This is a genomic window from Zobellia alginiliquefaciens, from assembly GCF_029323795.1.
Classification (GTDB): Bacteria; Bacteroidota; Bacteroidia; order Flavobacteriales; family Flavobacteriaceae; genus Zobellia; species Zobellia alginiliquefaciens.
The window spans coordinates 1344809-1368672 of sequence record NZ_CP119758.1 but is presented as its reverse complement, the minus strand read 5'-3'; the positions used below and the strand labels follow the sequence as shown (position 1 = coordinate 1368672).

The window sequence follows — 23864 nt, the reverse complement described above, 5'->3', positions numbered from 1 at the left end:
TGTGAAAAACTCACTAACACAACTACATTAAATTTTTTATTTAAGGCTTTCTTTATAGCCTTGAACGGCTTTTTTAAAACCAATTTCCTCTCCATCTAGCATTCTTTGGTAATCTTCAGGTCTTTCTTCTTTTACCCATTTCAGGACATCAACAGAAATAGGATGTACCGGGTTATATGCGGAGCTTACAGGTTTCATTTCTTCGTCGAAATCCATTGTCTTTTCTCGCATTTTCTGAAGCAACTCCGTATACTTGGGGTTCTCGGCCAAGTTGTTCAATTCTTGCGGGTCATTTTTAAGGTCGTAGAGTTCCTCCTTGTCTTTGTTGGGGGCAAAGAACAATTTTTCGTTCTCGTTTAGTTTGCCCTCTTCTTTTAGTGTACGCATTCTATGAACCGCTGGGCGATAGAATTCCAAGTAGGCTTGTTGGGCATCAAAAGGTACTTCGGGCATGTCGTTACGAATGTACTTCCAGTCACCAGAAGTAATGGCGCGTGACTTTTCTTCTACTTCATCCCAAAGGTCTCTGGCTCCATAAACGTATTCACGCTTAAAATTTTTGTCGAACATTGGTTTTCCGGTCATGTATTCAGGAACTTTTACATCGGCAAAATCTAATACTGTTGCCGTAATATCCGTAGCTGAAACTACATCTTTCCTAATCTGGCCTGCTTTTAAATCTTTTGGGTAATAAACGATAAGTGGTATGTGCAACCCTGGATCTTGTAGGTATCCTTTTCCACGAATATTGCACCGGCCGTTATCCCCAATAAAGATAACAACAGTATTGTCGGCCATTCCCTTATCTTCCAATTCTTGAAAAATCATTCCTACCTCATTGTCCAAAAATTCTATTTGGTCTAGATATTTTGCCCAGTCCAAACGAATTATGGGGTCATCGGCCATGAATTTTGGGAGTTCCACATCGGCAGGGTTAACAGGGTGTTTTGAGTTTTCTCGAACCTCGTCCCACCAATCGCCTCTATGGCTGGCAACCAATTGAATTTGGGCGAAGAACGGTTGGTCTTCCTTTTCAAACGTATCATATTTGTCAAAAATCCCGAATTGGGTTTTGCCGTTCCAAGGACCTAACGGTTCATGCTTGAAATTCGCGTCTATTTTACGGCCTTTTCCCATGACGCCATGATGACCTAAAATAGTCGTGTACCCCGCTTCTCGCAACCAATAAGTAAAAGGTTTAAACTGCGGGTCTAAAGGAACATCTCTATTGCTTCTATGATGATGTGCATTTATTTTTACTTGATGCGTACCTGTCAACATTGCAGAGCGACTAGGAGAGCAAATGGGATTGGTTACAAAGCAGTTTTCAAATTTTACGCCCTCTTTCGCCATTTTGTTCAGGTTGGGGGTTTTTACACCTTTCATGCCGTAGCACTCCAGGTCTATACTTATGTCTTCGGCCATTAGCCAGATGATATTTGGCTTTTCTTGGGCGAAAGTCAAAAAGCTGAAAAGTATGAGCGTGACCGTTACTATTAAGTTCTTCATTAAAGTATTTTTCATTTTGTTTGTGTCTCGTTTCTTTCCTAAAATTCGGGAACCGCTTCTTTCTCCCATTTTTCAAGCTGTTTCTTCATTTTCTTGGCTTGGTCGGTCTCTATATCAATAAGGTCTTTAGATTCGCTTTTATCCTGTTTAATATTGAAAAGATCATGACGTCCACTGTGGTATTTTACCATTTTCCAGTCGCCGCTCATGATAGCGGTATATTGGTCTTCATAACTTCGGAAGAAAAACAGGTTGCGTTCTTTGAATTTTTTACCTTGGAGTAGGGGCATTAGGCTTTTACCTTGAATGTCTTTTGTTTTTGGCTTTTTGCCGGAAGCGATTTCTACCAGAGTTGGGAAAACATCAACAGATTGGACCGGTACATCACAAGAAATACCGGGCATGGTCACCCCAGGATATCGAATTATGAAAGGGACTCTTGCACCGCCTTCACCTAAAGTGTTTCCACCTGTTTTGCCACCGGATAATGGGGCATTACTGAAATAGCCACCTTGGTCAGAGAGCAGAATTACAACAGTGTTATCGGCAATCCCTTTTTCATCTAAGGCCTTTCTTACTTTTCCTACGGATTCGTCCATGGCACTTACCATGGCGGCATACTGGGCGTCTTTACCGGTAAGCCCTTCTTTTTTATAACGCTCCACCCAATCTTTTCGGCCCACGTGTGGCCCATGTACATTATAGTACCATAGTGACAGCATAAAAGGTTGGTCCTTTTCGTATTCGGAGATGAATTTTTCAGCTCCGTTCGTTAGCACATCGGTTAGGTAATAGCCTTCTTCAATATTGGGTAAAGGGTTTCCAGTTCTAAAAAAAGGTGCATAATAATTACCTGGATGACCATGATTACCTGTTCCATATTGAGCGTCAAAACCTTGATGTACCGGATGGTATTTTTCTTTCCCTAAATGCCATTTTCCTATGAACATATTGTAATAGCCAAATTCTTTAAGACGTTCCGCATAGGTTACCTCTTCTAATGGAAGGAAATTTATAGAAGGCATTTGAACAGGGTCCGTGGGCCATAAGTTGAACTTTCCGCCTTCTACGTTATTTTTTGCTGCTTTTTCTTTGTCATCAATGATATGGCGTACCATTTGAAAACGTACCGGCTCTTTACCGGTCAAAAGTGATGCCCTGCTGGGACTGCAGGTTGGCGTTGCGATATAGGCACGGTTAAAATTGAAACCTTCTTTCTTCAATTGGTCAATATTAGGGGTGTGGAATTTAGAATTTCTAAAACCGACATCGGCCCAGCCCCAGTCATCAACAAAGAGCAACACAATATTAGGTTGGTCTTGTGCCGAACCCTTAAAAATACTGCTAACGAGAAATATTAAAAGGAAGAATTTTTTCATGTGATACTATGTTTTCAATTCATCGAATAAAATGCGGATTCCGGAATTTTTTCTTTCGCTACGGATGGTCCGCTCCATTCAAGTTTTATATTGTTTTTACCTGTATTACTCTTTTTACAATACACTCTAATAGGATGGAAACCGGCTTTTAGGTTCATAGATCCTTCCTTAGTTGAGCCGGTGTCAAAACCATAATCGGCATCTATAACACTCGCTTCATGAATACGAATAAAGGCGTTGCTCGTAGCGGTTAAATGAAAGGTGTATCTGCCGTCTGTAGGAACTTTTATAAAACCCTCAAATAGAAAAATAGTGCCTTTTTCTTCCATCTCCTTCAGTGTAGGTGTGCTAGATTTTCCGCTGGAAAGGGGTTTCAAGTCATCTACTTTTGGCAACCAAGGTGAATGGCTCTCAAAAGACGTCCATTTTAGCCCTTTGACTACATCAGGTATAGAAATTGAAGGAACCATAGCATGGTCATATGGCCTTGCAGCGGTAGTGTCGGGCATCCGTATTTGAAGTACACGTTCTTTCATCTGCAATTGAAGAACTGCCATATCAGGGTGGCTTGCCAAGTTTTTGCTTTGATGCGTGTCATCTAAAATATTGTATAATTCAAAGTCGTCGTCTGCTCCTTTGATATTGTAACGTATACCTACGATGTCGCCTTCGCGCATCATTTGCATCTGCTTTCTTTCTCTTCCGCGATTGTTGGTCGAAAATTCTTCGTATTCGGGAGTTTTTCTACCCTGGTTATATTCAACATATATTAGGCTTTCCTTTTGCTCACCCTTACCTGTTAAGCTTGGTAAAAGTGAAACACCGTCAGTATTCACGGGAGCGGGATAACCTGCAGCCTCCGTAAATGTGGGTAGCCAATCATAGGCAATACTAGGTGAAGTAATAACCTGCCCCTCTGGAATTTTGGATGGCCAACGCGCAATTAAAGGGGTACGTTCTCCGCCTTCAAGAACATCTCTTTTTATTCCATCGAACGGCCCGAAACTATTGAAAAAATTTGCTTCGTATTCTTCATCGGGCAAATAGGACTCAATAGACGGGCCATTGTCCGAATTGAAAACGACCAGTGTATTTTTGTCAATATTAAGGTCTTTCAACAGTTGCAGTAAATCGCCCACTTCGTTATCGATCCGTCGTGTGCTACTTGCGTATCGCTTGTATACATCTGGCCAGGCGACTTCCGGAGTACTCGGATTTTTATCATGGTCGTAGGTAACATTGGCATAATCAGGGTGAATGTACGAATCAACTTCACCTGAAGCTGTGTTTATCATGTTACCTGGTTTGCCCAACCATTGTAATCCACCGTTCAGGCCACCTCCTTCAGGATAAGCTTGTGTGGCGAGCTCTAAAACGGCATGGGGTGTATCGAATGCCAAATACATGAAAAAAGGCTCCTGCTCCGCTTTGTCCTTCACCTGTTCTACAATCCATTTTTTGGCAACGGCCGACCATAAATCCCCGGTATAGCATTTATCCAGCCCTTCACTTACTTCTTTTTTATTTTCGTAAACTTCTTTTCTGCCTCGGTAAACGCCTTCAACAGGGTAGTGTTCATGCCCATCTCTGTGGCGCATATATCCGTAGTAATAGTCAAAACCTCTATTGTTTGGATGTGCCGGCCAAGAATCTCCATTTTTAGACCAGCGGCTAGACCCTTGTAAACCCCACTTGCCAATTGCGGCTGTCTTGTATCCTGCACGCTGCATAACGTTGCCCAAAGTATGATTATCTGCTAAAGCCTTATCAAACTGCCCATCACGAACGTTAGCGTGGCCTTGACTTACCCCTAACAATAACGATGAACGTGAAGGTGCACACACGGGAGCAGCGGTATAATGATGGGTGAGCATCGCACCCTCAGAAGCCATTTTGTCTAATTGCGGGGTTAGTGCCCAAGGTTCGCTACGGTCATTTTTTTCTTTCCTTTGGTTTTGAAAAAATGCGCCAACATCTCCAAAGCCCAAATCATCGGTGAGAATATAGATGATGTTGGGTTTCTTTTTGGTTGGAGCAGTTTCTTCTGGTTTTTCCTTTTTCTGTTGCCCCATGCAAGAAGAGAAGGCAGCCGCACATATGATGGCCGTCACAAGTTGGAATACGGTTTTTAAATTGGGCATGTTGTTTTGTTCGTTTGTTGATGGGTTATATTATCGGAATTTTAGCTTGGGCATTGAATCATCGGTTTCTAGAATATTTTTGGCTTTTCCTTTGTAATCATTCTTCTTGAAAACGATGTTTTTGGAAGACGCGACCCTAATGGCAGGGTTTTCGGGATGTAACATAGGAAAAGTACCTGAATTGGTAATTGTATTACCTTGAAACAACAATCCGTCAACATTGGAAATTTCCAAAATCATATTATCAAACTGATTGAATTTGTTGTCTATTATCTGAATGTTTTTAAAGGCGATATTGTCATTGTCATCATCCGTAACAAAACGAATTATTCCCCTGTTGAATCCACTATGCTGACTATCTTGAAAAGTATTGTTTCTAATAATCAAATTGGCAGCGTTGCCGGATTCAAACCAATGACTACTTTCAACAGGAACTAAGATAGCCTCCATTTCAGTGCTAAAAAAATTATTCTCTATCAAGGTTTTCTTAGGGTTGGAAATCAAAAGACCGCGTGCCCTATTGCGGCTAATATTGCAATTCTGGACCAGTAGATCAGGGTAACCTTCTAAGTTTTCGATAAGGTCGCCCACTTTTAAATTTTCCGGGAGTTGTTCTTTAAAAGTGATGATTTGATATCTGCCATTTATCTCCTCTACCTTCTTAAGGGTTAAATGGCCATAGGCGAAAAATGAATCTGCTAAACGTACTAGACCAATAGTATCATTGGCTTTACCAATTGAAAAACCCTGTTGCTGCGCGTGGCCTATGCGAACACCAATACTATTTTTACTTAGGATGTCTATTACCTCTTGGTATGTGCCATGAACGTTGGTGGCATCATCTAGCTGATTGTTGAAAGTGCTATTTTTTAATACCACTTTACCCCGGCAACCCACAAAATGAGTGGCATCTGCAGAAGTAGATACCATTCTGCCGTTTGACGGTTTTACGTGAAAACCATCCAAAATAAGGTCTGAAGAATTTTCGGCGATCAAACCCATACCACCTGCATGGTGTACGGTAACGTTGTTGGCGTTAAAACCGTCAGTACCGGTAATACGGAATGCAGGAGCCAAACGGTTCAGACTTTGGTCGCCTTTGCAAACCAGAATCATGCCAACCGGTGGCAATTTCTTTTTGTGATTGAAAATGCGCACGGTGCCAGGCTTTAATTCCTCTGCCCGTAAATTGTCTTCTTTGCCACGAACTTTTTCTACTTTAGAACGAGGGTCTACTTTGTATTTATAATTGATCTTATCCAAGTTATGCTGCACTTTTGAATTGCGAGAAGCTACAATCGGGGTATATGCTTCGGTGTCAAAAGCGATGGCCATTCTTGCTGGGTCATACAGAATGGATTGCCCCAAGGTATGCTCATAATATTCTTTGATGAAGATTAGCTGCTCATTCCGGATTTCATACGGATATTCATCGGAAAATTGAATATCGAACGAGTTGTTCTTCTCGTCCTTGGCCACAATAGTTCCTTCGCTATGGAACGGCATAGCCCAGTCTATGGTTACGTTCTGCACTGTAATGTTTTCAGAGCCTTCAATTAAAAAAGGAATCATTCTACCGTGGTAAATGAAGGTGGAACCTTGACCATCAATAGTAAGCTCTTTAAAACCAAGTAGAGGCAAGGCAGTTTTCGCCATTACATCATCATGATTAGAAATACGGGTAAAACGTTCGTAGGCCTTATCCGGATAAAAGTGATAGGTGCCTTTTTCAAATTTTATTTCTGAAATAGGTTCTTTATCTGCGCGCCTAATTCGTGCGAGAACCGCAGGAGTAGCATCATCCGAAATAGAAGTTGTGAATAATACCTGTTCGCCATCGCTATGCTGTGCGAAAACAGGAGACGAAACAAGGGTTAGTATAAGAATGCACCAAAGGGATAAAACTCTTTTCATTTGTTCTGATCGTTTAAGAGGTCAATTAACAGGAGCCAAATTAGGGGTAGGCCTCACTTTGCGTGTCCTCTATGGTAAATATTATGTCTTCACTAATACAAGAAGTTGTTTATGAGTGTGTTAATTCGGGTGGAGTGAAATTCATAAGCTTTACTTTTCGTGGTTTGCAAACCCCTTATTACGTTTGAATTTAATTTTTTCAGTTGATGAGCCTTCCGTTTTAAGCACCTTTTCTGCATTTCCTTTATAGGTGTTGTTTAAAATTTCAACGTTTTTACAATTTTTAAAATCGAACTGATGTGCATTGGGATAAAGAGACAGTTCTTCCCGGGTTTGTTCAATTGTGTTACCGGATATGATTAATCCGTCTACCCGATCGGCCCAAACAATCCGGTTGTCAAAAGTTTTAATGTTGTTATTGATAAAGCGGATGTTACGGTCATATATTTCAGTCTGATCAAAATCCTTCCCGAGGCGTGGCGTGATATTTAAAATGGCATGTTCCATACCGCTGTAAGCGCTATATTCAAAATTGTTATTCTGAATCAGGACATCTTCAACCGCGCCGGATTCAAACCAGAAATAGGTTTCTCCCCTGAAGAAAATAGAAGACATCATAGCGGAAAAATTATTGCCCTCAATTACGGTTTTCAAAGGTGTTTTTAGAACAATATTGCGTGCCCTATGGTCCTTAATCGTGCAACCGCGCATGGTAAAGGTAGGATTCCATGTTTTGTTTTCAAGAATGTCACCCTCGGCTAAAGAATGAGGTAATTTATTTTTAAAAGTGATGTCCGAGTATTTGTCATTTACCACGGCAACATTGGTTACGGTATTTTCAGGACCCCTTTTTGGGCTGGGCTGTTGTATAAGCCATACTTCATCGCCTGAGGCAGCAAATTCAAAACCCATCTGTTCAAAATGCTGAAGATATACGCGGACGCTATGGTCATTTAAAATTTTATCTACAACTACATACGTCCCATGCACATTGGTGCCATCGTCCAGCATATGCTTAAAAGTGGAATTCTCAATAAGAATATCACCCTTGCAATTGGCAAAATGGGTAGCGTCTGCAATGGTAGAAACCACTCGGTCTGAGCCCTCACGAACATAAATGCCGCAATTGTTGATGGTAATATTTTCAGTTCGCTCAAAAAGTAATCCCATTCCCAAGGCATGGTGAATCGTTACATCTTCCAAATGAACATCTTTGGAAGATGTAATTTGAAAAGCCGGCGCATAGCGGTTATGGTCATGATCTCCCTTTGAATTTAAAATTGAACCTACAGCCGGATATTGCTTTAAATGTTCATGAAAACGAAGGACTCCATTAGGTCTTTTCTCTACCCAACGCGGTCTGCTGCTCATATCCCATGCGCCATGTGCTACTCGTTTATGTTCCGCATTAAATGCCAAAGTGCTGCCTAACTCAGGAAACGAGAAACCATCTATATTGGGGAAGAAAATACGGTCTTTCTTCAATTCCCATGAAAACCCGTCGGTAAAAGGTTTAATATCTCGCCACCCCTGTTTTTTATCAATGGCTAACACTTCACCTTGAAATAAAAAAGGAATATCCCAATCCATTTTTAGGTTTTTTACGGTTAGCTTCCCACAATTTCTAATTTGGAAAGGAGCGACTTGCCCATGAAAGATAAATTCAGCACCGTTGCCTTCTATGGTTACGGAATCAAAATCCTCCAATAGAAAAATAATGTTTTTTAATCCGTTCCCGTGATTCGTGATGTAAGAATACTGTTGGGTGGCATAATCGGGTAAAAATTTATAAATCCCTTTATCAAAAACCAAAGTCAAGTTTTTATCGGTTGCATTCTCCAGGGCTTCACGAACCAAAGGGGTCATGTCTTCGGCTTCTGCCTTTAAGTGAATGGTCTCCTGTGCCGCAAGATGGTAAGTACTAAAAAAGAATATAGCGCACAGGTAAAGTGCTTTTAAAGAATAGAAATTGAACATGGGTTGTAATTAGAGATTAACACCAGTGCCTTGTAGCGAATTGTCATAGTCCCACGAAATGAGCCAAGGGTCCTTGGTTTCTAGTTGAAAAGCTTTCATTTTCGTTTTCAAGCCCTCTAAAACTTCTGTGTAATTTTCATCATTGGCTAAGTTTTGACTTTCATCCGGGTCTTTGGACAGGTCGAATAATTCAAATTCGGGGCGGAAGAGGTAATCTTTAACTTTGCGCTTTCCAAAGTATTCTTTTTCACTTCGGTAGACCTCTTGCCATGTGGAAGCTGCCCAGAGGTCTGATGCAAATGGGTATTCTTGTCGCCAGGCAATATTCCTAATCAGCTTGTAATTTTTATCTCTTACCACACGCATTGGGTAATACATGGTAATTTCATGAAACGTATGGGAGGCATACATTTCATCCCACCCTTTTGGGTTTTCTTCGGAGAGTATGTTTTTGAACGATTTACCATGAAAATCATTGGAATCATAGGTGACATTCGCCATATCCAAAATCGTTGGCGTAAGGTCTGTCCATGATATTAGGGCATTGTTTACCGTACCTCCTTTGAGGTTGGCAAAGGGGTCCTTTATAATACAGGGTAGTTTGATGCCAGGTTCATAAACCGTAGTTTTAGCGCCGGGAAAGGCCATTCCATTATCAGAAATATAGATAACGACAGTGTTTTTATCCTTGCCCGTTTCCTTGAGCATTTTCATGAGCTTACCAAACCCTTGGTCTATCCGGGAAACACTTTGGTAGTATTGTGCAATTTCTTCACGACTTTCTTTACTGTCAGGTAGAAAACTGGGTACCACTACGTCTTTGGGGTCGTAGGTAACGGTTTCAACACCTTCGTATCCTTCTTTTTTGTTGCCAAAGCTATTGGGGAGATTCCATGGTTCCGACTCAAATGGAGCGCCACGGTGCGGGTCGTCCGTACAGAAATAAAGAAAGAACGGTTTATCTGAATTGAGAACATCCTTGCATTTTTCCGCCATTTCCACTGTGTTTCTAGGGTTGGCTTCCAATACTTTTTGAAAATGATAGACGGATTCAGGAGCAACGTGGTATTTACCAATTCTTGCCGTTTCATAACCCGATTTTTCAAGTAGAACGGGTAGTGATTTTACGTTGTTATAGCTGCTAAAATGATGATAATCATGTACGTGGCCGTAGGATCCTGTAGCATGCCCATATAATCCCGTAAGAATAACGGACCTGCTCGCCGCGCAACTGGCACTGGTACAATAGGCATTGTCAAAACGTACGCCCTCTGCCGCCAATTGGTCTAGATTTGGAGTTTTAATAACTTTGTTTCCGTAGGCACCAATGGCATCCGTGCCATGGTCATCTGCAACAAAGAGAATGATGTTTGGAGCGTTATTACCTTGTTCTTTTTTTGCGGTTGGTTCTTCTTTTGTACCACAACTGCAAAATAGTAGTGTAAAAAAGACCACTAGTTTTACTGGAGATTTTAAAATCTGTTTTTTCATCGATTTGAAAGGATATGCGTTTCAATAATTCAAAGAAAGCCTAAAGGACAAAAACTTATGTTTCTGTCAGTACAAGAAATGTCTGCATCAATACATACTACTCAAAAGAAGTATGCCGATAAAACTGAAGGCTATCATTGTTGTTACTGATAACCAGTAGTTTTCCATATTTTGTGCTTGTTAGCGTTTTGATATGTCTCGTCTGTTTGTCCAGTAATAAACCTGATTGGGAAATGGGTATTGTTGTGAAATTAGCTTTTCCCATATTTTTTAGAAGGGTGCCATAACCTGCATCGTAGCGCCCTAATTCGGTATTGGAATCATAGAAGTTTTCTCCGAGCAATACATCTAAATTTTCGTCTTGATCAAAATCTAATGGAAGTATTGTATTTACGGTTGAGAATTGTGCAGCTGTAGGTAAAGGGGTAAGTTTAAATTTTTGATCTCCTAGGTTTTCTATAAAACAGCTTCTGAATTCGTAGGCTTTCAAAATTTTAGCATTCTGTAATTCTTCCGCTGTAAAAATGTCTTTAAAGTCGGCTTCCGCAAAAGCGCTATATGTGGTAAACTTTTTACGGAGATAGACCATTTGCTTCTCTAAAAGACTTTTGGAGGAAAAAACATGTTCCTTCCCGTTTATAAAATGAGTGGTAACACCTTCGGGCCATCCATTCTTGTCAAAATCGGCATAATACATCTGAACAGGTTCATTTTTCGATGCCCTCAACTTTGAGTTGAGCCCCAAATTACCGGCAATCAAATCGATATCGCCATCATTGTCAAAATCTCCCATTTCTACCGTGTTCCACCAGCCGTTCGAGAACTGTAGTTGGTTTTTCGCCGGATTCGCTTCGCTAAGATTTCCGTTTGAATTGTAATATATTTTTATGGGCATCCACTCCCCAACTAAAACAAGGTCTTTCCAACCATTCTTATTTAAATCAACCCATTTTGCAGAAGTAACCATTCCACATTCTTTGAAGTATTTTTGGAAAGGAGTATCCACGGTAAAATTTCCTTTACCATCATTTAAAAGCAAATAGGAATCTGGGGAGGAGCCATATTTGCCGGGAATAGATCGTGAGGATACAAAAACATCATTATCACCATCTTTATCAAAATCGGCAATCGCGAGATTGGAAACCGTTGTATAGATTTCTGGAAAGCCGGTGTTTCTAGAAAAGTTTCCTTTACCATTGTTGATATAAAGTCTGGTTAGACTCTTGGGGTCTGGTTTTATCTCTTGATTGCTGCCACTGCCCACAATTAAATCTAAATGACCATCTCCGTTTACATCTATAAGTTCTGAAGCGGTATCTTCTGAAGCGACATCGGTTAGTAGTGCATTTTGGTTTGATTTGATGAATTTGCCATTGGGCCGTTGTAAATATATTTCAGCAGTTTGGTTTTGGGCTCCACCCACAAAAAAATCGTCTAAACCATCACCATTAATATCTCCTACAGAAATTGGTGGCCCCCAAGTGGAGTTCATATGGGGTATTAGATGTTCTCTGTTGAATTCGTAAAAACGATTCTCTTTATGCTGGTAATCCACTCCCAACCGGTTAGTTTCTAGAGCTGTGAATAAAATTTTTGTACTGTCTACCTTAGGTTTTTGAAAGGATGAATTCTCTTGTGAAATAGTTAATTCTTGACCGGAAGTTATATCGGTTAAAATAGTTTCTTCACCATTAGGCCATTGTACTTGAACCGTATCGATTTTAGCATTTTTCGGTACTCCGAAGTTAAGATAGGGTGCAGATGAGGATAGGTAGCCACGAGCGATTAACAATTCTTGGTACTGTTTATTGCCATGTATGCTCACTGTAATTTTAGACCCGATACCATAGCTGTTACTGGACTCTCCTTTTAGTTTTATACGCAAATAACCTTTGTGTAGCGAGTCGTTTTCAAGGGTTGTGTTTTTTAGGATGGATGCTTTTGCATTAAGGTTGTTAACAACTAGATCTAGGTCGCCATCATTATCTAAGTCGGTATACGCCGCTCCGTTCGAGAACCCTTTTTTAGAACCGCCCCATGCGGTTGATGTGTTGGTAAAGCTGAGGTCATTGTTGTTTTTATAGAAAAAATTCTGCAACGGATAACTGGGCATTTTCTCAGTGAGCGCTTCACTATAATCATAATTTCCAGAGCGAAGTTGCTTCTGAACTTCATCGCCTGAAAGAAATTGCATATAGTCCATATCATTACTTCTTCTGTAAATGCCGTTGGTGATAAACAAATCTTTATGCCCGTCCAAATCGAAATCGTTGGCTAATACGGACCAGCTCCAGTCCGTTGCTTCAATGCCGGCCAACCGTGCGATTTCACTAAAATGTTTTCCGTCTTTATTTAGTTGAAAAGTGTTGTGCGCGTATTGATGTTGATAGCCAAAAGATAATTTGTAGTTGAAAATGGCATATGAGTCTTCCCCGTGGGATGCTTTTAGAATTTCGGGCTCGTAGGCCTGCATATCCAATGATAAAATATCGGGCAGAGCATCGTTGTTTATATCGGCAATATCGTTGCCCATTGAAAAACGACTCGTATGTTTTATTCGTGAGGCCAAATCTTCTTTAAAAGAACCGTCTGCATTGTTAATATAGAGGTAATCGTCCTCGTAAAAGTCGTTCCCAATATAAATATCTGGGTAACCATCTTTGTTGATATCGGCAGTACTGATACCCAGCCCGAAACCGAGAGTACTGCTGTAAATTCCAGATTCTTCGGTTACGTCCGTGAACTTGGTGTCATCGTTTCGGAATAATTTATCCCCATTAGAGCTAATAATTGAACGTTTTTCCGCACGTGGAAGTACGCCATCGTTAAAATTAGAATGGGTCATAACGTAGGCATCTAAATCGCCATCCAAATCGTAATCGAAGAATGTGGTCTGTGTAGTGGCGCCTTTGACGATTAAGCCCATTTCCTGAGCACTTTCTTTAAATTTTGGAACTCCTTGCGAATCGTTTCCTAAGTTGATGAATAGTAGGTTGTGCCCTTGGGTGCCAAGCATATCACCAATCTGGCTAACGTAAATATCTAATTTTCCGTCACCGGTAACATCTGCGAAAGTAACCCCGGTATACCAAGCATTTGAATCGCCAGCTGTTTTGGTTTGTTCCGTAACATCTATGAACTCAAAATTACTTTTATTGATGTAAAGTTTATTCTGCACTTGATTACCTGTAAAGTAAAGGTCATCCAATCCATCGCCATTTAAGTCTCCAGCGGCAACGCCTCCACCATTGTAAAAATACATGTAAGAGAATAAGTTTAAACTTTTGGTGGCCTCAACGGAATTATTAAAATTTACATTGGTAGTTTCACAGGAAACCTCTTGGAAAAGTGTGTTTTCCTTACCCTCTGTTTCGATTTGTTTATTTTCTTTACAGGACACCAAAAGCAATACGAATGAAACCAATAGCTTTAACCGAGAGATTGGTAAAATAGAATTACGTCCAGAAGAAAGTGTAGGCATATGATTGATTTACTAGAGTGCTTTTATCGTTTTACCGAATACCCTTGTTTGCGATAAGTTTCTAAAATAGTGGCCATTTCTTGAATTACATCAGGATGCTCTTCAAAAATATTATTTCTTTGCCCGGCATCTGTTCTCATATCAAAAAGCAACCCTGGTGTATCAAAATCCGTGTAGTTTCTCAATTTCTTAAAAGAATCGGGCATTTTGGTGTGCTCGCCAGAGGATTTATTTATGTAGAGCCAATTTCCTTTACGTAATCCCCAAATGCCATTGTATGTATTATGTACTGTTGCTTCACGTAATGAGTTCTTGTATTTTTTGCCTTTTAGCAATGGTAGCAAGTTGTAACTATCCGGGGCCGCTTGGTGGGGTAAAGTTGTATTGGTAATAATGGCAAGGGTTGCCATAATATCTATTTGAGATATGACTTCGTTGGAAACTGTACCTGCCTTTATCTCATTGGGCCATTTTATGATGAAGGGAATATGATGGCCTCCTTCCCAAACATCACGTTTGAGGCCTCTAAATTCGCCCATACTAAAATGTTCATATTTTTCAGCTCTTTCAAAAGCGTATTTCTCGCTACCATTATCGGCTGTGAAAATTACGATAGTGTTTTTGTCCAGTCCTTTTTCTTTTAAAGCGCTTAAAACTTGGCCCGCGACCCAATCGGTTTGAAACATATAATCACCATACGGACCTGCTTCGGATTTTCCGATAAATTCTTTGTTTGGAATAATGGGTGCATGAGGCGATGGCAACGCAAAGTAGAGAAAGAAAGGTTTGTCAACCTCTTGCTGATTGATGTATTCAACTGTCTTTTTGGTTAGTGTAGGTAGTACTTCGTACGGATTCCAACCATTTACTTTTGGGCCTGGTCTAAATTCCCATTCCCCCTCGTTAACATCAAAACCTACATTGTGAACATCCATTACCGCTTTTGGCAGCTCAATAAATTTGTCATTTTCCACCCATGCATATGGGGGGAAGTTAATAGTGCCATCCCCAAAATAATAATCGAAGCCATGGTCTAAAGGTCCACCAGTAAGCGGGTCGCTCCAATCAATATCCTCTGGTTTATAGAACTTACGTTTTTTGTTCCACTGAAAAACTTCACCTGAAGATTCGTTGTTGAATTTCCAGTTCCAGCCTAAATGCCATTTTCCAATAGCCGCAGTTTTATAGCCATTGGTTTTCAAGAGCTCAGGAAGCGTAACATCCGATTCATCAAAAAATGGAGGGCCGAAAGAGTTAACGATGCCATGCTGTCTACGCCAGTGATAGGTGCCGGTGAGGAGCGCATATCGGCTAGGGGAACAGATTCCCGATGAACTATGGGCATCGGTAAATCTCATGCCCTCAGCCGCTAATTGGTTAAGATGAGGAGTAGGGATTTTTGAATTTTCATTTTGACATTGTAAATCGCCATACCCCATGTCATCTGCATAAATAATGACAATATTGGGCTTTTGAGCATAGGTTTGGGCAATAGCTGCAAGCACAAGAAGTGTGGTAAGCAGTTTTAGTTTTTTATTCAAAATTTTCATGTTCTGCTTGTCAAAGGAAGATTGAAAATACTATTTATTTACGGTAAAGACCTAAAAAAAGCCAGAAGACAACAAGGTCTTCTGGCTTTCAAAAACTAACTCAACATTTTCAACAAAAACGGGTATGTTAATGTTTTCATGTTTTTAACACGATTAATAATCGGGATTTTGTTCTAAAGCCGTATTCTTGTCTATTGCGCTTTGTGGTAATGGCCATTTGTAATGCTTAGGTAAGAACACTCTATTGGCATCTACATGTGGGTCATAAAAACCGTTTAGAACCTCATCGGCTATTCCCCAACGTTTCAGGTCAAAATAGCGTAAGCCCTCAAAGCCAAATTCATATCTACGCTCGTTACGAACAGCTTCGCGAAGCTCTCCCTGATCGGTGGTAGTAATAGCGGGATACGAACCAGTGTCTCCTACAGCTACACCATATGCTCTAGCTCTAACTTCATTTATAGCATCTAATACCGATGTATCAATACTTCCCGATTCTATTTTAGCTTCGGCATACATAAGAAGTACATCTGCATATCGAATATGGATATAATCGGTGCCTTCAGTAAAGTTCTGTACTAGAGAAGCCCTTGTTTGCGGACTTATCCACTTTAATAATCCAAAACCTGATAACGTTTTTTGTTCGATTTCAGGATTCCATTCGCCCTCTTGAACGATTTTTGTTAATCTTGGATCACGGTTTTCCAATGGGTTTGCTTCATTGTATAATGGAGATTCGTCTATAGGTAAGCCGTCAGTTGCTTCAAAGGCGTCCACAAAGTCTTCCGTAGGTTTTAACGTTCCCCAAAAGCCTAACATAATCTCGCTACCCCTATCCTGAAACTCTCCCGGAGCGCTTGAGTATTTTGTAGAGAAAATAATTTCTGGGTTATCTACTTGTCCTCCGTCAACAAAAAGGTCTTCGTAGTTAGGGGACAATGCAAAGCTTTCTCCGTCTATTACCGCTTTGGCGGCTTCAGCTGCTTCCGTATACTTGCCTTGATATAGGTAGGTCCGTGCCAATAATGCGTTGGCAGATCCTTTTACGACATAGCCATCACCATATGGGGCTTCTGAAAGATTTGCAACTCCAAACTGTAAATCTTCTTCAATCTGAGCATAAATATCCGCTTCAGGGCTTTTAGGTAAATCTTGGTTTTCCAAGGTGGTGGGTTCAACCCTAAGAGGTACCTCTCCGTATGTAGTGACTAAATTGTAATAGAAAAAAGCACGTAAAGTTCTGACCTGACCTTTCCAGTCATTTATCTTATCCGCTTCAATATTTTCAACTTGGTCTACATTGGCTAAAAAGAAATTACAAGTTTGAATTCCTTTATAGCAAACACTATATAACTGGGCAATTGCACCATTTGTGCCACCAGATGTTGGGGTAGCCGTACCATCAATAATTTCTCTGAAACCATAGTTAAATGTCTGGTAAGAATCATCAGTTAGTGCATCCCAGTTTGGTTTAATGGTTGGAGGCCAACCACCATCGGCGCGAATAGCTAACATGTTTTGCTGTAAGTTGCTATAAACCCCGGTCAATGCCAGTTCCACATCTGCTTCAGTCTGCCAAAAAGATTCGGAAGAGAGTTGGGAAGTAGGCTGCTTATCTAAAAAGTCGTCCTCGCACGAACTTATCGAAATCCCCAGAAAGGATAGTGCGATCAATATGATTGTCTTATTCATTTTATATTTTTTTTGGTGACTAAAAAGTCATGTTTACACCTAGAGTTAATGTCTTTCTAAATGGGTAGGCATCTACACCACTAGCTTCTGGATCTACATCAATTGGGTAATCTTTTTGAAAAGTAAGGTAGTTTTCTGCAGCGAAATAGAACCTTAACTTATTGAACGGTGTTTTGTCCAATACTTCTGTAGGTAGCGAATATCCCAAGGTAACATTTCTTAGTCTTAAATATGATGTATCCCATAACCAGAAGGAGTTGTTATATACTGTAGACCTTCGTGTTTCGGCAGTTTCGTAATACACTGCTGGTAAGCTTGAATCTCTGTTTTCAGGAGTCCATGCTTCCGTTAACCAGGCAACATCCGTACCTCCATCTTGTCTGAACGGGTCACGGGCAATGTAGTTTTTTGTTCCTTCAACACCTTCCCAGAACATTCTAAAATCAAGACTCTTGTAATTCACCGAAAGATTAAGTCCGTATACAAATGCAGGGTATCTGCCATCTATATGAATACGGTCCTCACCATCAATGACACCATCATTATTTTGGTCTTTTAATTTAATAAAACCTACTTTTCCAGGTTGTGGCTGCACAGCAGAGTTAGCTATTTCATCTTCATCTTGGAAGTAACCATCGGATTCCCACATATACCAATCTTCAAAAGCATAACCTTCTTCGTTTATGTTTCTGTCTTGTATTTCTGGATCTCCAAAAGTTTTTAGACGGTTTTTAAACCAAGACACGTTTCCGTTCACGCTGTAACGTAAGTTTTCGTTAATGCTATTATCATGACCAATTACAATGTCCCAACCCTTGTTGGTCATAGCACCTTGATTAACAACAGGAGGATTCAATCCACTACTTTCATCAACTTGTAATTGTCTTAAAATATCTACCGTTTCTTTTATATAATAATCAACGGAACCGTAAAGCTTTCTGTTGAAAAGGCTGAAGTCTGCACCAAAATCCGTCACAGTAGTCGTTTCCCAAGTAATATCTGAATCCACTAGGCTTCTTAGACCTACACCTGCAAGAACGCTGGTGCCAAAAGGATAACCAAATTGGTCAAATGACAGGGTTGACTGATATGGATAAATACCTGAATTTAACTCATCATCCGCAACGTTCAAACCAATGTTTTGGTTACCTAGTTGCCCCCATGAACCTCTAAGTTTTAATTCACTTACGGCATCTATGTCTTCAAAGAAGTTCTCTTTGTCCAATCTCCAACCTGCAGAAACCGAAGGGAAAACGCCTAATCTATTCCCTTTTGCAAAACGAGAGCTGATATCACCCCTTACATTAGCTTCAATAAGGTATTTTTCTTTGTAGTTGTAGTTGGCTCTACCAAAGAAACTCTGGATAGCCCAGCTTTCTGAAAAACCTGTGGTAAACTGATTTTCCGAGTTAACACCTTCTAGATCTGTAATGTTACGGTTGGGTATACCGGTTCTTTGTGATCGTGTAAAACTACGGTCAAAACCTTCTTGACTATATCCGCCTAATACTTTAAAATCATGGTCTCCAATTAATTTTGAGTAGGTAAGGGTAGAGAACAATGTAGTTTGCTTACTCCAAACATTGTCTATGGTCAATTGAGATTGATCACGTGTAGTTCTTAGGTATTCACCAGTTCTATAGTTGTATTCATCATATTGAATACGCTGGTTTTTGTAGTAATCGTAATCAAACTTATAAGCCCCTTTTGTACTCCAAACCAAATCATCTGAAAGCTTAACGTCAAAAAATAGGTTTCCGTTAAAGTTGTACTGGTTTAAGACCTCACCATCTTGAACTTCAAGCTCAGCTATTGGGTTGTTTCTGGTAAAACCTTCATCAAAACCAGGGAATTCTGGGTCAGAACCCGAGAAAGCTTTACCTGAATAGTGACCGGTGCCATCTAATGTATATACGCCCCAAGTTGGCCTAACTCTAAATAAGTTGAACAAACCAGATTCTGTACCTGCTTGTTGAGGACCGCTAGTTTTAGAGGCTACACCAGAAACAGTACCACCTACGGTAAGCTTTTCTCCTATATCCGACTTGACACTCATAAAGAAGTTATTTTTCTTAAATCCCGAAGAACGGATTATACCCGGTTGGTCCCAGTTACCTACAGATATATTGTAGCTAGTTCCCTCAATGGCACCACTTGCAGTAACCACATGCCGTTGAACAATTGGTGTTCTAGAGGCTTCGTCAAACCAGTCTGTATTAGGATAGGCAGGGTTGCCTTGGTTATTTCTATAGGCATCGATTACTTCTTGTGGATACGGATTTGCCGAAGCACCAGGCGTATTTATCAACGCTTGGTTCATAAGTGTCATGTAGTCGGCAGAATTCGAAATCATTTGAGGAACTTTAGTAAACGTTTCGGTTGATACGCTACCGTTGTATTCAATTTTGAAAACGTTGTTTCCGCCGCTTTTAGTTGTTACTAAAATCACACCATTTGCTGCCCTGGAACCATAAATAGCCGCAGAAGAAGCATCTTTTAAAACAGAAATAGAACTGATGACGGATGGGTCTAAATCCTGTAGGTTACCTTCAACACCATCAATTAATACAAGTGGTGAGTTATTACTTCCAAAGGAGTTAAGCCCACGAATTTTAATATTCAAACCTTCGTTTCCTGGAGCACCACTATTTTGAGAAATTTGTAGACCAGCAGCTTGACCTTGAAGTGCTTGAAACGCATTTTGGACGTTTCGGTCTTCTAGGGCTTCTTCGTCTACAGCAGCTACCGAACCGGTAAGGTTTACTCTTTTTTGTTGGCCGTAACCTACGACCACCACTTCATCTAGTTTACTAGCATCTTCTGCAAGAGCAACATCAATGGTAGCTTCACCGTTTACAGCTATTTCTTGAGTTGAAAAACCGATGTAACTAAATACCAAAGTGGCATCATTTGGAGCGGAAATCGTATAGTTTCCATCAAAATCGGTCTGTGTACCTGTTGTCGTTCCTTTCACTAGCACGTTTGCACCAGGTAAAGGCATTCCAGTATCATCAGAGACGGTTCCACTAATTGAACCATCTTGGGCCTGTAATTGCACTGTAGCTAAAAGGAGCCCCAAAAAGGAGAGTCCAAGCCGCAGCAATAAGGGTCTTTTGGTCGATTGTTTTTTGTGTTTCATAAGTGCATTTGAGAGTTTTGAGTTAAGAAAAGCTAATATACTGTTAAATATGCGAATTTAGTTTTGATGTTGGTTTTGGAGTATAACAAATGGTTTCAATAGGGTGACATATGATCTACGTATAATAGTTGTGAAGTCTGTTTTTTATTAGCGTTCACACGATATTTGCGTGTTCAAACAGATTGAGTCCGGTCAAAAGTGAACTTTGATTTTTGTTATGGTGTCTCTCTCAGTAAATTGAATGTCTCTCTCGGTCCGGAATAAGGGTAAAAGAGTTCTATGGGGGCGATTTCCTGGTTGTTCAGCAACCATATCATGGAAAGAAAAATTAACGAGCGAATGAATCCACATTTTTATACGCTTCTATTACCGCTTGTTCACCTTCCTTATTTGGTTTGGAGTTGCCATGCTCCATGCCTAAAATACCGTTGTAGCCTTTCTCTTTAATAAATCTTAGCATATTCCAGTAATTGATTTCTCCTGTAGTGGGCTCATTTCTTCCGGGATTGTCGCCAATTTGGATGTAAGCAATTTCATCCCAACAGGCTTCCATATTAGGTATGAGATTACCTTCTTGGATTTGTTGATGATATATGTCGAAAAGAATTTTGCAAGAAGGCGAATCTACAGCTTTGCATATCTCGTAGGCCTGTGGTGAATCAGTCAGAAAAGCATTTGGATGATTGAAAAAATTCAAAGGCTCAAGAACCATAGTAAGGTTATGCGGTTCAAAAATAGCTGAAGCTTGCTTTAAGGTCTCAACTACATTTGTGGTTTGGTATCCTTCCCTAATTTTGGTAGCTATATTTCCCGGTACAACCGTCATCCATTTTGCATTTACTCGCTTCGCTACCTCTACGGATTCTTTACAGTGTGCTAAAAAGGCTTTCCTTTTTTCGGGATTCCCGGAAGCTACATTTCCTTCTTTTAGAAAAACAGCTACAAAAACACCCATTTCAATGCTCCTTTTGTGCATGGTTTGCGCCATTTTTTCTTGTAGAGCTACATCTCGGGTGCGCATTTTATTATCCTCAAAAGCGGTAAAGCCATGGTCTGCCATGAAATTCAATTGGTCAATTGGGTCTTTGCCTGCAAGGTTTTCAAACATGCCCAAATGCGGGGCATATTTAAGGTTGAATTTATATGGATCTTTTGCTGAAGCTAGGGTAGAGGCATAAGATAAGCTTGGACCCATTGAAACCGCTCCGGTAGATAATGCTGTTTTTTGTATGAAGTTGCGTCTTTTCATTTTCGTTCTCTTTGTTTGGTAGGTTCTTGTGGATTAAAGCTTGGTTTAAATAGACCAAGCTTTTCCTCCTGTTAGTTCATCTAAATCACCACACGGAATATATTGTCCAGGTATGGAATCATAAGCTAAAACTTCTTCTCCAACATATTCTGTGCATTTGTAGCCCCAAATGGTGAGGTCACGCAACCTTTTTACAAAAGGAACACCTTTTGCCATTTTATCGGTCAATGCTTTTCTTATTTCTGGAGCAAGGTCTGCAGCCGTTAAGTCGTGAATGTTTTCTTTTTTGGAGCTCGCAAGAGCGTTAGAGGCCAGTTGGTTTAAAGTAGCTTTGAACTGGTCTCGTTGCTTTGGTGTCATAACCTCATTGGCAAAACTGTCCAAAAAGATATGGACGTTTACTTCGGATGCCGAAAGTGTGTCTGTCTTGGGCAATATACTGTCAACAAACCCTATTAGTGTGGCGCCTTGGTCTTGGTCAAGAAATTGAGGGACCCATGTAGTTTCTTTGGTGTCCTTACAACTTTGTAAAACACTCATGAATGTCGGCGCGACTACTACGTAACCCATTGACATTCCTATTTGCATCAATGCTTTTCTTCTATCCATGATTATATATTTCCTTTTTTAAGTTCTTCTGCTGCGTGGTTTGCCGCTCGTGCTGAAAATGCCATGTAAGTCAATGACGGGTTTACACAACTTGATGAAGCCATAAAGGCACCATCGGTAACATAAACATTTGGTACTTCGTGTATTTGGTTATGACCATTTAAGACCGAAGTCTTTGGATCCCTTCCCATACGGGCGGTCCCCATTTCGTGAATACCGTGACCAATGTTATACGAGCTGTTGTGGGTGTTGATGTCTCTTGCACCTGCCTTTTTAAGCATCTCGGCAGCTTGTACTACAATATCTTCACGCATTTTTAACTCGTTGTCACGTATTTCGGCATCAAAGGTTACGGTAGGTAGACCCCATCCATCTAGATTGTCATAGTCTAAAGTCATTCGGTTATCTTGGTAGGGTAGTATTTCGCCAAAACCACCTACGCCCATGGTCCATCCGCCTGGTTTTAAGATAGCCTCTTTAAGCTCGGCGCCCATGGTAAGTTCGGCAACTGCATCTTTCCAGTTTTTACGGCTTGCACTTCCTTGATACCCGAATCCGCGTAAGTAATCCTTACTTTTAGATTTGGCATCAATGTTTTTAAATCGCGGAATGTATACACCACCGGGCCTTCTTCCTTTATAATATTTATCATCATACCCGTCAAATTTTCCGTTTGCTCCGGCACCTAAATGATGGTCCATTATGTTGCGGCCCAGTTGGTCTGAGTCGTTACCCATTCCGTTAGGAAAACGGTCCGATTTTGATTGCATGAGTATTGATGCGGAGGCAATGGCAGATGCACACAAGAAAATAACTTTTGCCTTAAATACTAGTTCTTCTTTGGTCAAGCGATCAATCACTTTTACGCCCGTTGCCTTTTTAGTATTTGGGTCGTAAATGACTTCAGTTACAATAGAATCAGGTCTCAAGGTTAAATTTCCTGTTCGTTCCGCAGCAGGTAAGGTAGACGAGTTACTGCTAAAATAGCCGCCAAAAGGACATCCTCTGGAACAACGGTTTCTAAACTGGCATTTGGTACGCCCTTCAAATTCTTTGTCGCCCGTAATGTGCGCAATACGGCCAGAAGTAACTACTCTTCCGTCTAGGTTTTCATACACTTTATCCCTAAAATGTTGCTCTACACAGTTCAATTCCATCATTGGAAGGAATTGGCCATCCGGTAGTTGTCTCAGTCCCATTTTTTCGCCGGATACGCCTATATAACTTTCCACCTTATCGTACCAAGGGGCAATATCCTTATAACGAATGGGCCAATCAACCCCATGACCATCATTTTTATTGGCTTCAAAGTCGATTTCGCTCCATCGGTAACTGTGCCTGCCCCAAGTAATGGAACGGCCACCAACGTGATAACCCCGCATCCAGTTAAAAGGTTTGGTTTCATTGTAAGGATGCTCTAAGTCGTTCACGAACCACTTGTACGAGTCTGCGCTTTTGCCTTTGTTGGTTCTACTTTGTTTAGGTCTTTTGGCCTTTTCTTCAATTGAAAGTTCCATTCCATGTTTAAAGTCCCAGTCGTCCATATGGGCAGTGGTGTAGTCTTTTATGTGTTCCACCATTCGGCCCCTTTCTAGCATCAGGGTTTTTAATCCGTTTTCACATAATTCTTTGGCTGCCCAGCCCCCGCTAACGCCGGTGCCTACTACAATGGCATCATAGGAACTTTGTTCCTCGTTAAAATAAAATTTGCTCATTTCGTATATATTGGAAAT

General features: G+C 40.6%; 13 protein-coding genes. All 13 read right to left on the bottom strand.

Annotation, left to right across the window (positions count from 1 at the left end):
• Positions 1–36: 36 nt before the first annotated feature.
• The 13 genes from P0077_RS05735 to P0077_RS05675 all read right to left on the bottom strand — a co-directional run bounded on the left by P0077_RS05735 (position 37) and on the right by P0077_RS05675 (position 23846).
• Positions 37–1509 carry a sulfatase-like hydrolase/transferase gene (locus P0077_RS05735; protein ID WP_276168178.1) on the bottom strand — a complete coding sequence of 491 codons (1473 nt, stop codon included), beginning with the start codon at positions 1507–1509 and terminating at the stop codon, positions 37–39.
• A gap of 38 nt (positions 1510–1547) precedes the next feature.
• Positions 1548–2888, bottom strand: a complete 1341-nt coding sequence (locus P0077_RS05730; protein ID WP_276168177.1) for a sulfatase — start codon at positions 2886–2888, stop codon at positions 1548–1550.
• A gap of 14 nt (positions 2889–2902) precedes the next feature.
• The gene (locus P0077_RS05725) at positions 2903–5029 is read right to left on the bottom strand and encodes a sulfatase-like hydrolase/transferase (protein WP_276168176.1); all 2127 of its coding nucleotides are present in this window, start codon (positions 5027–5029) and stop codon (positions 2903–2905) included.
• 30 nt (positions 5030–5059) lie between these two features.
• Complete coding sequence (locus tag P0077_RS05720) at positions 5060–6943, bottom strand: right-handed parallel beta-helix repeat-containing protein (protein ID WP_276168175.1); 1884 nt, start codon at positions 6941–6943, stop codon at positions 5060–5062.
• A gap of 150 nt (positions 6944–7093) precedes the next feature.
• Positions 7094–8920, bottom strand: coding sequence for an alpha-1,3-galactosidase-related protein (locus P0077_RS05715; protein ID WP_276168174.1), 1827 nt, complete (start codon positions 8918–8920; stop codon positions 7094–7096).
• A gap of 9 nt (positions 8921–8929) precedes the next feature.
• A complete protein-coding gene (locus tag P0077_RS05710; protein ID WP_276168173.1) occupies positions 8930–10411 on the bottom strand; it encodes a sulfatase family protein in 1482 nt (493 codons plus the stop codon).
• Between the two features lie 97 nt (positions 10412–10508).
• Positions 10509–13892: a VCBS repeat-containing protein gene (locus P0077_RS05705; RefSeq protein ID WP_276168172.1), complete on the bottom strand. Its 3384-nt coding sequence runs from the start codon at positions 13890–13892 to the stop codon at positions 10509–10511.
• A gap of 23 nt (positions 13893–13915) precedes the next feature.
• Entirely contained in the window at positions 13916–15442 is a 1527-nt protein-coding gene (locus P0077_RS05700; RefSeq protein WP_432422801.1) for a sulfatase family protein, read from the bottom strand.
• Positions 15443–15595: 153 nt separating this feature from the next.
• On the bottom strand, positions 15596–17134 hold the full coding sequence (locus tag P0077_RS05695) for a RagB/SusD family nutrient uptake outer membrane protein (protein ID WP_276168170.1): 1539 nt from the start codon (positions 17132–17134) through the stop codon (positions 15596–15598).
• A gap of 19 nt (positions 17135–17153) precedes the next feature.
• Entirely contained in the window at positions 17154–20273 is a 3120-nt protein-coding gene (locus tag P0077_RS05690) for a SusC/RagA family TonB-linked outer membrane protein (RefSeq protein WP_276168169.1), read from the bottom strand.
• Positions 20274–20601: 328 nt separating this feature from the next.
• Positions 20602–21522 carry a hydroxypyruvate isomerase family protein gene (locus P0077_RS05685; RefSeq protein ID WP_276168168.1) on the bottom strand — a complete coding sequence of 307 codons (921 nt, stop codon included), beginning with the start codon at positions 21520–21522 and terminating at the stop codon, positions 20602–20604.
• 45 nt (positions 21523–21567) lie between these two features.
• Complete coding sequence (locus tag P0077_RS05680; RefSeq protein WP_276168167.1) at positions 21568–22131, bottom strand: gluconate 2-dehydrogenase subunit 3 family protein; 564 nt, start codon at positions 22129–22131, stop codon at positions 21568–21570.
• A gap of 2 nt (positions 22132–22133) precedes the next feature.
• Positions 22134–23846, bottom strand: a complete 1713-nt coding sequence (locus P0077_RS05675) for a GMC oxidoreductase (RefSeq protein WP_276168166.1) — start codon at positions 23844–23846, stop codon at positions 22134–22136.
• Positions 23847–23864: the final 18 nt, after the last annotated feature.